Below are 12,241 nucleotides of genomic sequence, written 5' to 3' on the forward strand. Positions count from 1 at the left end.
ATTTGGTAGGACTTTTCTCGAGCCGTCTTGACAGCGTTGACAGGTCCAGCCAACTCCGCCCCAGCCAAAGACCGAGCAGCCCAAAGCGCGCTGCCCCCAAAATCTTTAGCCGGTTTGATAGAGAGGAATTTCATGAAGACGAATCTGCTGGGCGGCGCTGCCGTTGCCCTTGCCCTGTCCGTCGCGACCCCCGCTTTTGCTCAGAGCGCTGACGCCCCCGCCCCCGCCGCCAATTCCGGCGACATCGTGGTGACCGCGACGCGCCAGAGCACCCTGCTGTCCAAAACCCCGGTCGCCATGACCGCCGTGACCGGCGACAGCCTGCGTTCGGCCGGCATCACCGATCCGCGCTCGCTGGCCCAGGTGGCCCCCAACCTTGCCATCACCGAAAGCGGTGACGGCGTGCGCATCGCCATCCGCGGCGTGACCAGCACCGACGGCACCGAAAAGGGCGACCCCTCGGCCGCCTTCCTGCTCGACGGCATCTATATCGCCCGCCCGCAGGACCAGAAGGGCGCCTTCTTCGACGTGGCGCAGGTTGAAGTGCTGCGCGGGCCTCAAGGCACGCTCTATGGCCGCAACACCACCGCCGGCGTCGTCAACGTTCAGTCGGCTCGCCCCAAGGCCAAGTGGGAAGGTTCGTTCGACGCCAAGGTCGGCAATCTGAACAGCCAGAACTATACCGGCATGATCAACGCGCCGATCGGCAACTCGCTGGGCATCCGTCTGGCCGCCAACTATGACCGCCAGGACAGCAACGTTCTGGAAACGGCCAGCAACCCGGCCTATCCGCTCAACCCCTATCGCAAGATCTTCTCGACCCGCCTGTCGTTCGGCGGCGATATCGGTCGTTTGAAGTTCGTCGTGCGCGGCGATTATTCGAGCCAGCGCGGTTCGATGACCAACGTTGTGCCGCTTTCGAACTTCTACACCAACACCGGCACCGTGGGCGTGAACCCCACCTTCATCTCGGGCAAGAGCGCAAACGCCTATCGCGGTCTGGGCTATGGTCAGCAGTATTCCAGCTATAAGTGGAACACGACCAAGGGCGTGATGGGCGAATTCACCTATGCCCTGACCGACACGATCGACGTGACCTATCTGGGTTCGTATCGCGAATCCAAGCAGGACTTCACGCAGGATCTGCTGTTCCTTGGCGTGCTGGAAAACCCCGCCACTTTCTGGGGCCGCTATCACCAGAATTCGCAGGAACTGCGTCTGGCCTTCGGCAAGGGCAACAAGCTGCACGGTCAGGCCGGTGGCTATTACTTCGACGAACAGTCGCACCTGAACTACACGCTGGGCAACCCGCTCTCCTCGATGGTCTATGCGGGCGCTTCGGGCTACGCCTTCCCGCAGGGCCCGACCGTGTCGCGCTCGAAGGCCGGTTTTGCCCAGCTGACCTATGATGTTCAGCCCGGCCTGCACATCACCGGCGGCGTGCGCTATACCAACGACTTCAAGTCGCGCAGCGGCGCCACGGTCCTGTACTTCCCCAATCAGGCTTCGGTTCCCTCGGCCTTTGGTTCGCAGTGCGTGGGCACCACCTGCACGCTCAACCTGAACATCGCTTCGGCCACGTTCGAAAAGGTGACGTGGAAGGTTGGCGTTGACTATGACGTGCCGGGTCTGGGCCTTGCCTATTTCAACGTGTCGACCGGCTATAAGGCCGGCGGCTTCAACGACGGCTGCGTCAGCGGCTCGGGTCTGGGCTGCGCGCTCAGCGCCGGTCAGCTCTACTATCGCCCCGAACAGCTCACCGCCTATGAAGGCGGCGTGAAGTTCAAGTTCGCTGACGGCAAGGTGCGTTTCAACGCTTCGGCCTTCCACTATGATTACAGCAACCTCCAGCTTTCGCAGGCTGCCACGCTGACCGACGCCACCACCGGCGCCAAGGTGTTGCAGACGCTGATCCAGAACGCCGGCACCGCCAAGATCGACGGTATCGAAACCGAAACCACGTTGAAGCCGACCCCGGATGACACGTTCTCGATCGCCGGCAACTACACCAATGCTCGCTACAGCAACTTCTCGCCCACCAATTCGTCGGGCCAGACGGTGAACTTTGGCGGCAAGCAGTTGGATCACGCGCCCAAGTGGACCGCGACCGTGGGCTATACCCGCAACTTTGACGTGGCCAATGGCGCCCATGTCGAAGCCGGTGTGCGCACCCAGCTCTCGTCCGAATATTACATCTCGGACCTGAACATGCTGTATCAGTTCCGCATGCCCAGCTATACCAAGACCGACGTGACGGTGACCTATAAGGCTCCGCAGGATCGCTGGTACATCCAGGGCTATGCCAAGAATCTGGAAAACGTGATCACCGTGGCCAACGCCGTGGCCGGCAACACGCCCGCCGTGACGATGGAAGAACCGCGCACCTATGGCGTCCGCGCCGGTGTGAAGTTCTAAGTGACACGATACGAGCCATGAGGGAGGGCGGGTGCGGTCTTTGGCCGCACCCGCTTTTTTTATGTTTGCCCCCGAATTATTGCCTATCTGAAGATACGAGGATGACAGTGATGAGCACCCCCAAGGTCTGGACTTCTTTGAGCGTGATGGCGCTGGCCATGGCTTCGCAGCCCGCCGCCGCGCAGGCCCCCAATGCACAGGATGTCGCCAAGGCCGACGCCCGCGCCGCCGCCACCGTCAAGGCGATGAAGACCGAAGAAAAGACCATCCTGACCCATGGCATCATGCCGATGGATCTGGGCATCGGCACGACGAAGATCCCCGCCGATGCGGTGCCGGGCGCGGGCTATGTGGCCGGGATTGATCGCCTTGGCGTGCCTGCTCTCAAGGAATCGGATGCTTCGCTGGGCGTGTCCTATGTGATGGGCCTGCGCAAGGATGGCGCAACGGCGCTGCCCTCGGGCGTGCTTCAGGCGGCGACGTGGAACCCGGAAGTGCTGTATCGCGGCGGCGCGATGATCGGCGGCGAGGCCCGCGCCAAGGGCTTTAACGTCCTGCTGGCGGGCGGCGTCAATCTGATGCGCGATCCGCGCAATGGCCGCACGTTTGAATATCTGTCCGAAGATCCGCTGCTTTCGGGCGTGCTGGTAGGCGCGGCGATCCGCGGCATTCAATCGAACCACATCATTTCCACGATCAAGCATTTTGCCCTCAACGGTCAGGAGACCGGGCGCAAATATGTCGACATCAAGATCAGCGAGGCGGCGGCCAAGGAATCCGACCTGCTGGCCTTCAAGATCGGCATCGAACAGGGCCAGCCCCTCTCGGTGATGTGCGCCTATAACCGCGTGGGCGGCCAGAACGCCTGCTCGAACGATTTCCTGCTCAACAAGGTTCTGAAGAAGGACTGGGGCTGGAAGGGCTTTGTCATGTCCGACTGGGGCGCGGTGCCGGGCGTAGAGGCCGCGATCAACGGCCTCGATCAGCAATCGGGCGAACAGCTCGACAAGGGCGTGTTCTTCACCGACCAACTTGCCGCCAAGGCGAAGGCCGACCCGAAATGGGCGGCCCGCGTCGATGACATGAACCGCCGCGTGCTGACCGCGATCTATGCCGCGGGCATCGACAAGTTCCCCGCCGAAAAGGGCGGCAAGATCGACTTCGCCGCCAATGCCAAGGTGGCCGAAGACGCCGCCAAGCAGGGCATCGTCCTGCTCAAAAATGAAGGCGGCCTGCTGCCCCTGATGAAGAGTGCCAAGTCGATTGCGGTGATCGGCGGCTTTGCCGATGGCGGCGTGCTGTCGGGCGGCGGTTCCTCGCAGGTACAGGGTGAAGGCGGCCCGGCCGTCACGATCCCGATCATGGGCGATGGCGTCTGGGCGGGCCTCATCGGCCAGAACTATCACCGCTCCAGCCCCTTGAAGGCGATCAAGGCGCAGGCCCCGCAAGCGAAGGTGGCCTTCCGCGACGGCCGCTACATCACCGATGCGGTGGAAAAGGCGCGTCAGTCCGAAGTGGCAGTGATCTTTGCCACGCAATACACCACCGAAGGCCTCGACGTGCCCGACCTGCATCTGCCCAATGGTCAGGACGAACTGATCGCGGCGGTTGCGGCTGCCAATCCGAACACCGTGGTCGTGCTGGAAAATGGCGGACCGGTGGCGATGCCTTGGCTGTCCAAGGTCAAGGCCGTGGTCGAGGCATGGTATCCGGGCGCGCGCGGCGGCGAGGCCATCGCCAGCGTGCTGTTTGGCGACACCAACCCCGGTGGCCGCCTGCCCATCACCTTCCCGGCCGGCACCGAGCAACTGCCCCGTCCCAAGCTGGACGGCAGCGACTGGGTTGAGCCGAACTTTGCCGGTGATCCCACCTCGGGCAGCGACCAGCTTCATGCCGATTATGACATCGAAGGTTCGGACGTCGGCTATCGCTGGTTTGCACGCAAGGGCCAAAAGGCGCTGTTCCCCTTCGGCTATGGCCTGTCCTACACCACGTTCCAGACCACCGGCCTTGCCCTCAAGGGCCTGACCGCCAGTTTCACGGTCAAGAACACCGGCGCGCGCGATGGCGATGAAGTGGCCCAGCTTTACCTCGCCACCCGCAATGGCGAAGTGAAGCAGCGCCTTGTCGGCTTTGCCCGCGTCTCGCTGAAAGCCGGCGAGAGCAAGCCGGTCACGCTGACCATCGACCCGCGCCTGCTGGCCGACTGGAAGGATGGCCTGTGGGTCACGCCCAAGGGCGCCTATGGCTTTGCGCTGGGCCGGGATGCGGAACATCTGGGCGAGAAGGTGAACATCACCCTGCCCGCCAAGAGCTGGAAGGAATAAGTCCGATGCGCCGGATCGCTTCGCTGATGGCCACCGCTGCGGTGGCCTTTGCAACCCCTGCCACCGCACAGGAAACCATCAACGGAGCGATCCGGGCCGACCAGTCCGGCCCGGTTCTCTCGCGCCATATTCAGGGCCAGTTTGCCGAGCATCTGGGCCGCGACATTTATGACGGCATCTGGGTCGGGCCGGACAGCGCGATCCCGAACACGCGCGGCATCCGCCGCGATGTGGTCGATGCGCTCAAAGCCATCAAGGTGCCGGTGGTGCGCTGGCCGGGCGGGTGTTTTGCCGACATCTACAACTGGCGCGATGGCATCGGCCCGGCAGCCAAGCGCCCGGTGCGCAAGAATGACTGGTGGGGCGGATTGGAAACCAACGCCTTTGGCACTCACGAATTCTTCGACTTTGCCGAGCAGATCAACACCGACACCTATGTCGCGATCAACATGGCCACGGCCACGCCCGCCGTCATGCGCGAATGGATGGATTATCTGACGTCCAAGGGCGAGGACACGCTGGCGCAGGAGCGCCGCGCCAATGGCCATGCCGCCCCCTTCAAGGTTGATTTCGTGGGCATCGGCAACGAGGCATGGGGTTGCGGCGGCGCGCAGACTCCGGAATATTTCGCAAATGAATATCGGAAATTTGCAACCTTCTTTCACAAGAACGGTTCAACCTTCCACATGCATAATGACAATTCGGCTCTCCGGGTCGCATCGGGTCCGAACAATGACGACACCAAATGGATGGAAGTCGTCCTGAATAATGCAGGCGGACAGATGGATGCCATCTCGCTGCATTACTACACCGTGTGGCATGGCGACTGGGCGCAACGCGACACCGCCATGGCCACCGGTTTCCCCGTCTCGCACTGGAACGAGATCCTCTACCAGGCCTCGCGCATGGACGAAGTGCTGCGCGGGCATGAAGCGGTGATGGACAAGGTGGACCCGAAAAAACGGATCGGCCTGTTCGTTGACGAATGGGGCACATGGTATCGCACCGAACCCGGCACCGAACCGGGGCATCTGTATCAGCAGAACACATTGCGCGATGCGCTGGTGGCGGGCATCACGCTCAATATTTTCCACGCCCATGCCGACCGCGTGCGCATGGCCAACATTGCCCAGGCGGTGAATGTGCTTCAGGCCATGCTGCTGACCGATGGCGATAAATTGGCCAAGACGCCGACCTATTACACCTTTGCCATGTACACGCCGTTTCAGGACGCCACTTTCATTCCGGTGAATGCGCCCGCCCCCATGCTCAAGGCCGAGAGCGGGTCTTTCCCCGCCTTTACCGTCAGCGCGGCCAAGGCCAAGGATGGCAAGACCTATGTGGCGGTGGCCAATGCTGACAAGGACAAAGGCTATAAGCTTGCGCTCGACCTTGGCGGGTTGAAGGGAGCCAAGGTTTCCGGGCAGGTGCTGACAGCGGCCAAGCTGGATGCGCATAACACGCCGGGGCAGAAGGAAGAGATCGCACCGGCCATTTATACGGGCGGCAAAATCGCGGGTGGCAAATTGCTGCTGGATATTCCGGCAAAATCGGTTGTCGTCGTAAAAATCGAAGGCTAATCGTAAGCAATCATAAGTTGCACGAAGGCCGAAAGAGCCTTGGCCCCGCCTGTCATCCCGGCGGGGCCAGCCATAACAGGAGAAAGCGATGCCCCGTCTGCCCATGCTCTCGGCTGCCCTTTTGCTGGCCGCCGCGCCTGCGGTTCAGGCCGCCCCGGCAGGCGAGGCGCATCCCCGCCTCTTCGTCCTGTCCGACATCGGCAATGAACCCGACGATCAGATGTCGCTGGTGCGCCTGCTGCTCTATTCGAACGAGATCGACATCGAGGGCCTTGGCGCCACCACTTCGGTTTGGCAGCGCGAAAAGGTCAGCCCAGAGATCATGCACAAGGTGATCGACGCCTATGGCAAGGTCGCGGCCAATCTGCGCCTGCACGATCCGGCCTATCCTACCGGCGAGGCGATTGCGCAGCGCGTTTACGCCGGCCGCGCGGGCTATGGCATGGCGGCGGTGGATATGGATCATCCCAGCGCGGCCGCGCTGGCCCTGATCGAGGCGGCGCGGCGGCCTGATCCGCGCCCGCTCTGGGTGGGCCTGTGGGGCGGCGGCAATACTCTGGCCGAAGCCTTGGGCCATGCGCAAAAGACCCTTCCCGCCGCTGAATTCGATTCGCTGGTTGCCCGCCTGCGCGTCTATGCCATCAGCGATCAGGACGATGCGGGCGCACAACTGCGCCGCACCTATCCGGGACTGTTCTGGATCGGCACGCCATCCTCGCAGGACGGCAGCGACTATGCCGCCGCGACATGGACCGGCATTTCGGGCGACCGATACTATCGCAACGGCGCAGGCGCGAATTTCACGCCGGTTTCCAACGAATGGTTGGACAAGAACATCCGGTCGAAAGGCCCGCTGGGCGCGGCCTATCCGCATCACATGTTCATCATGGAAGGCGATACGCCCTCCTTCCTCGGCCTCATCCCCAACGGTTTGAACGCCCAGGAAACGCCGAACTGGGGCGGCTGGGGCGGGCGCTATGTCCTGCGTCAATCGGCGGGCGAGAGCCGCAAGCTCTGGACGCAGGGAGGCGATGCCTTCATGCGCGTCACCAGCGCCGATACGGTCGATGGCCATACCAGCGATCAGGCCACGATCTGGCGCTGGCGCGAGGCGTTTCAGAACGATTTCGCCGCGCGGATGGACTGGACCATCCTGCCCCCCGCCAAGGCCAACCATGCGCCAAAGCCCGTGGTCAACGGCAGCGCGGGCCTTGCCCCCGTCACGCTGAAGGCCAAGGTCGGCCAGAGCCTGACGCTGGACGCCGCCGCCAGCCGCGATCCCGATGGCAGCAAGCTGACCTATCGCTGGTTCGCCTATGACGAGGCCGGGTTTGACGGCGCATCGCCCAATCCCGCCATCGAAATCGTCAATGGCAACACCGCGCGCGCCACGGTGAAGGTCGCCGCGCGCTGCGCCAAGAGCTGGCTGGATTTCCCGCAAATGAAATGCCCGCCGGTGCGCACGGCCCATGTGATCCTTGCCGTCACCGACAATGGCGCGCCCGCGCTGACCACTTATCGCCGCATTCTGATCGAGGTGTCCGACCATGACTGATCTTTCCGTTTCCCGCCGAGCCGCGCTTGGCCTGATCGGGGCCACAGCTGTCGCGCCTGTCGCCGCCCGCGCGGTGGAAACGCCCGCCCTGCCCGGCGCGCTGTGGTTTTCCACGCAGGCCGATGCGCCATGGCAAAAGCAGAGCGTGCCCGCGCTAGCCGAAGTCAGCAGGGCCAGCCTGTTCGGCACCGATGCGACGATCAATCTGGCCAATCCGCGCCAGACGATGGCGGGCTTTGGCGCATGCTTTAACGAGCTTGGCTGGGTCGCGCTCTCGCACCTGTCGCCCGCCGACCGCCATGCCGCGATGGCCACGCTCTTTGCGCCCGATCAGGCCGCCTTCACCCTGTGCCGCACGCCGGTGGGGGCCAATGACTTTGCGCGGCGGTGGTATTCCTATGACGAAACCCCGGGGGATTTCGATCTCAAAAGCTTTTCCACCGCCAATGACCAGCAAACGCTGATCCCCTATATCAAGGCGGCGCAGAGCTTTAACCCCGACCTCAAGCTCTGGGCCAGCCCGTGGAGCCCGCCAAGCTGGATGAAGAAGAACGGGTTTTACGCCATGGCCAAGCCTTGGCCCGGCGCGCCCGAAACCGGCATCCGCGACGATCAGACCGGCCGCGAAGGCGAGGATGCCTTCATTCAGGAAGACCGCTATTTCGACGCCTATGCGCGCTATTTCCGCCGCTATGTCGAGGATTACGCCAAGGCGGGCATCACCATCGGCACGGTGATGCCGCAGAACGAATTCAACTCGGCCCAGCCCTATGCCTCCTGCACATGGACGCCGCAGGGGCTGGCGCGGTTCCTGCCCTTCCTTGGCCGCGAAATGGACAAGGTGGGGGCCAAGGTGTTCTTCGGCACGCTCGAACGCGGCAAGGTCGAAATGCTCGACGCGGTGCTGGCCGACCCCAAGGCGGCGGCGGTGATCAAGGGCGTGGGTGTGCAATGGGACGGCAAGCGCGCCCTGCCCCAGATCGCGCGCCAATATCCGCAGATGGAAATCTGGGCCACCGAATGGGAATGCGGCACCTCGGCCAATGACTGGCACTATGCCCGCTATGGTTGGACCAATCTGCGCCGCTATATCGAATTTGGCGCCAGCGCATGGGATTACTGGAACGCCGCCCTGCCCACGGGCGGACTGTCGCCATGGGGTTGGCCGCAAAACAGCCTGATCGTGGTCGATCCGGTCACGAAATCATGGCGGCTGACGCCCGATTACTGGCTGATGCGCCACCTCTCCTCCTATGTGAAGCCGGGCGCGCGGGCGCTCTCGGTGGACAGTTTCCTTGGCTTTGACGATAATATCGCCTTCCGCAATCCCGATGGCAGCGTGGTGCTGATCGCCAACAACGCGCTGGGGCAAAAGCAGAAGGTGCGTTATGCGCTGGGCGGCAAGGCATTGACGCTGGAACTGGCGGCTGATTCGCTCAACACGATCGTGCTGCCGGCCGGCGCGCTGGGATAAGACGCCATAAGCCCATTGACCATGCGTGCGGGGCGATCCAAACCTGCACGCATGGTCAAGCTGTCATCCTCCGATTCCATCCGGCCCCGGTCAAACTATTTCACCAGCCAGACCCTGCGCCTGCATTATCTGGAATGGGGCGATCCCAATGCTCCGGTGCTGGTGCTGCAACATGGCGGGTTCGATCACGCCCGCTCGATGGACTGGCTGGCGCGCGAATTGGCCGGGGAATGGCGGGTGATCGCGCCCGACCTGCGCGGGCATGGCAACAGCGCATGGTCGCCCGACGCTGATTACACAATGGCTGCGTTCCTGATGGATTTCGCCAATCTGGCCGATGCGCTTGGTCAGGAGAAACTGACCATCTGCGCCCATTCGCTGGGCGCGATGGTGACCACGCGCTATGCCGGAATCTTCCCCGACCGAGTGGCGCGTTTCGTCAATATCGAGGGGCTGGCCCTGTCGAGCGGGCGCAATTCACAGCGGATGATCCAGCCCTTTGCCGCGCGCGTCGCCAACTGGATTCGCCTGCATCAGGAAGCGGCCAGGCGCAACCACAAGCGCTATCCATCCGAGGAGGACGCCTTTGCCCGGATGCGGGAAAAGAACCCCTATCTCTCCGACGATCAGGTTCGCCATCTGACCCATCATGCGCTGCGCAGCAATGATGATGGCACCTATAGCTGGAAATTCGATCCCCGGCTCAACATCTGGCCGGTGCTGGATTTCCCGGAAGAGGAAGTGATCGCCATGTGGCAGGCCGTCACCTGCCCGATGCTGTTTCTGCACGGCAGCAACACGTTCATGCCCAATCCGGGCAAGGACGGGCGAATCGAGCATTTCCGCAACGCCCGCCTGATCGAATATGAAAATGCCAGCCACTGGCTCCACCATGACCGCTTTCCCACGGTGCTGGAGGATATTCGGGCCTTTCTGGCCGAGGGTTAAACCTGTCTGGCTGCCATGTCCGGCCCCAAGGCATAGGCGGTGGTGCGGCGAAACTCCTGACGCAGCCGCGCCTCGCTCCAATGGTCGCGGTCGAACAGGGCCTGTATCGCAATGCCATACAACGCGTTGCTGATGGCTTGCGCCGCGCCCTGCGCCTGTTCGTCCTCCATCCCGGTCGAGCGCAGATAGGCCGCCACCCGCTCAACCGTCTGATACAGGCCTACCGCATGTTCGGCGGCCAGCACCGGATCATGCAGCGCCGCGCTCCAGAAATGCAGCCATGCCGCCCAATTGTCGCGCTGCGCCGCACTGATGGGCAAGAGTTCCTCGATGGCGCGCACCGCCCCATGCGCCCGGTCCGACAGCGCCGCATCGCGCATCGCGGCGGCCCGCGCATTCACATGGCGATAGGTTTCCAGCACCACCTCATCCTTGTTGCGGAAATGGTGGCTGATGACGGTGGTCGAACAATCCATCCGCCGCGCCAGATTGCGGAAGGTGATCTCGCCCAGCCCGCCCTCGACCAGCAATTGGGCCGCGCAGGCAATCACTTCGGCGCGGCGCAGATCGGCAGCGGTGGGGGGGGGAGCAAGATCGTTCATAGTCGGATATGACTGCGCGATAAAACAGGCGTTGTACAGATAAAACATCTGTTGTATCTAGCACTAAGGTGCAGGATTCTATAGCCTGTCCAAAGAACAAAATATTGGAGGATGACCATGGCCAGTAAGCCGACGGTGCCCGATCACGTCCCCGCCCATTGCGTAGGGGCCTTCAACCTTTACAAATCGCCCGAAATGCGCCCCACCCCGTTTGGCGACCCCTTTGCAGCGGTGGCCAAATTGCTGGATGGGCCATCGGTGTTCTACGCCCCCGAAACCACCCGCGACGGACAGGGCGCATGGATCGTCACCACGGCGGAGGAACAGCGCAACGTCCTTCAGGACGGCGCCAGCTTCTCCTCCTATCGCCGCATCTTCTCCTCGGCCATTGGCGAGGACTGGCCGGTGATCCCGCTCGAACTCGATCCGCCCGAACATGGCAAATATCGCTCGATGCTCAACCCGCTGCTCTCCCCCAAGCGGGTGGCGGCGCTGGAGCCTTTCGTCACGGCCAAGGCGGTCGAGTTGATAGAGGGCCTCAAGGCGCGCGGCGCATCGGCCGAAATCATGACCGAATTCGCCTTCCCGCTGGCGGTCAGCGTGTTTCTCGCCTTCCTTGGCATTCCCGATGACCGGCTGATGGAATTTGTCGGCTGGGCCAATGAATTGCTGCATATGGGGCCGGCCGAACGCACCGCCGCCGCGCATAAGGTGCTGAACTTCCTTGAAAGCATGATCGCCCAGCGCAAGGCGCAGCCTGCCGACGATTTCATGACCTTTCTGGTGAAGGCGCAGGTCGAAGGGCGACCCCTTACCGATCAGGAAATCCGCTCGATCGCCGTGCTGCTGTTCATCGGCGGGCTGGATACGGTGGCGACCGCCATTGGCCTCGACCTCTATTTCCTCGCCCGCAACCCCGACCGCCAGCAGGAATTGCGCGACAATCCCGCCATCATGCCCAGCGCGGTCGAGGAAATGCTGCGCGCCTTCCCCAGCGTCACCCCGATCCGCACTGCCACGCGCGACATGGATCTGGGCGGATGCCCGATCAGGAAAGGCGATCTCGTCTCCTGCCCCTCGATGGCGTCAAGCCGCGATCCGGCCGAATTTCCCGATCCCAACACCATCGATTTCAACCGCGAGGACAATCGCCACACCGCCTTTTCCTATGGTCCGCACCGCTGTCTTGGCTCGCATCTGGCGCGGCGCGAAATCATCATCGCGCTCAACGAATGGTTCGCCCGCATACCCCCCTTCCGCATCAAGGAAGGCACCGCGCCCGTCACTTTCGGCGGCTTTGTCTTTGGCGTGGAAAATCTGGTGCTCGACTGGAGTTAATG

The 12,241-nt window shown here is 62.8% G+C and carries 8 protein-coding genes; 7 read left to right on the forward strand and 1 reads right to left on the reverse strand.

Going from position 1 to position 12,241, the window contains the following annotated elements:
* Positions 1-132: 132 nt before the first annotated feature.
* From FHW96_RS21535 to FHW96_RS21560, 6 genes are all read left to right on the forward strand, one after another.
* Positions 133-2,415 (forward strand): TonB-dependent receptor, encoded by a 2,283-nt coding sequence (locus FHW96_RS21535; RefSeq protein ID WP_172342627.1) that lies wholly within the window; start codon positions 133-135, stop codon positions 2,413-2,415.
* A 110-nt stretch (positions 2,416-2,525) separates the two neighbouring features.
* Entirely contained in the window at positions 2,526-4,742 is a 2,217-nt protein-coding gene (locus FHW96_RS21540; protein WP_172342628.1) for a beta-glucosidase, read from the forward strand.
* 5 nt (positions 4,743-4,747) lie between these two features.
* Positions 4,748-6,322 carry an alpha-N-arabinofuranosidase gene (locus tag FHW96_RS21545; protein ID WP_172342629.1) on the forward strand — a complete coding sequence of 525 codons (1,575 nt, stop codon included), beginning with the start codon at positions 4,748-4,750 and terminating at the stop codon, positions 6,320-6,322.
* Between the two features lie 88 nt (positions 6,323-6,410).
* Entirely contained in the window at positions 6,411-7,877 is a 1,467-nt protein-coding gene (locus FHW96_RS21550; protein WP_172342630.1) for a nucleoside hydrolase-like domain-containing protein, read from the forward strand.
* Positions 7,870-9,351, forward strand: a complete 1,482-nt coding sequence (locus FHW96_RS21555) for a glycoside hydrolase family 30 beta sandwich domain-containing protein (RefSeq protein ID WP_172342631.1) — start codon at positions 7,870-7,872, stop codon at positions 9,349-9,351. The genes FHW96_RS21550 and FHW96_RS21555 overlap by 8 nt, the downstream gene beginning before the upstream one ends.
* Before the next feature lie 51 nt (positions 9,352-9,402).
* A complete protein-coding gene (locus FHW96_RS21560; RefSeq protein WP_172342632.1) occupies positions 9,403-10,299 on the forward strand; it encodes an alpha/beta fold hydrolase in 897 nt (298 codons plus the stop codon).
* Here FHW96_RS21560 and FHW96_RS21565 read toward each other — a convergent pair.
* On the reverse strand, positions 10,296-10,901 hold the full coding sequence (locus FHW96_RS21565) for a TetR/AcrR family transcriptional regulator (RefSeq protein ID WP_172342633.1): 606 nt from the start codon (positions 10,899-10,901) through the stop codon (positions 10,296-10,298). The genes FHW96_RS21560 and FHW96_RS21565 overlap by 4 nt on opposite strands.
* 117 nt (positions 10,902-11,018) lie before the next feature.
* Here FHW96_RS21565 and FHW96_RS21570 point away from each other — a divergent pair, with 117 nt between their 5' ends.
* Complete coding sequence (locus FHW96_RS21570; RefSeq protein ID WP_172342634.1) at positions 11,019-12,239, forward strand: cytochrome P450; 1,221 nt, start codon at positions 11,019-11,021, stop codon at positions 12,237-12,239.
* Positions 12,240-12,241: the final 2 nt, after the last annotated feature.

It is taken from the genome of Novosphingobium sp. SG751A (assembly GCF_013149295.1).
Taxonomy (GTDB): Bacteria; Pseudomonadota; Alphaproteobacteria; order Sphingomonadales; family Sphingomonadaceae; genus Novosphingobium.

Excerpts from the sequence above, each read along its gene's own strand:
- FHW96_RS21535 (WP_172342627.1), top strand. The coding sequence starts at position 133 with ATGAAGACGAATCTGCTGGGCGGCGCTGCCGTTGCCCTTGCCCTGTCC.
- FHW96_RS21540 (WP_172342628.1), top strand. The coding sequence starts at position 2,526 with ATGAGCACCCCCAAGGTCTGGACTTCTTTGAGCGTGATGGCGCTGGCC.
- FHW96_RS21545 (WP_172342629.1), top strand. The coding sequence starts at position 4,748 with ATGCGCCGGATCGCTTCGCTGATGGCCACCGCTGCGGTGGCCTTTGCA.
- FHW96_RS21550 (WP_172342630.1), top strand. The coding sequence starts at position 6,411 with ATGCCCCGTCTGCCCATGCTCTCGGCTGCCCTTTTGCTGGCCGCCGCG.
- FHW96_RS21555 (WP_172342631.1), top strand. The coding sequence starts at position 7,870 with ATGACTGATCTTTCCGTTTCCCGCCGAGCCGCGCTTGGCCTGATCGGG.
- FHW96_RS21560 (WP_172342632.1), top strand. The coding sequence starts at position 9,403 with ATGGTCAAGCTGTCATCCTCCGATTCCATCCGGCCCCGGTCAAACTAT.
- FHW96_RS21565 (WP_172342633.1), bottom strand. The coding sequence starts at position 10,901 with ATGAACGATCTTGCTCCCCCCCCCACCGCTGCCGATCTGCGCCGCGCC.
- FHW96_RS21570 (WP_172342634.1), top strand. The coding sequence starts at position 11,019 with ATGGCCAGTAAGCCGACGGTGCCCGATCACGTCCCCGCCCATTGCGTA.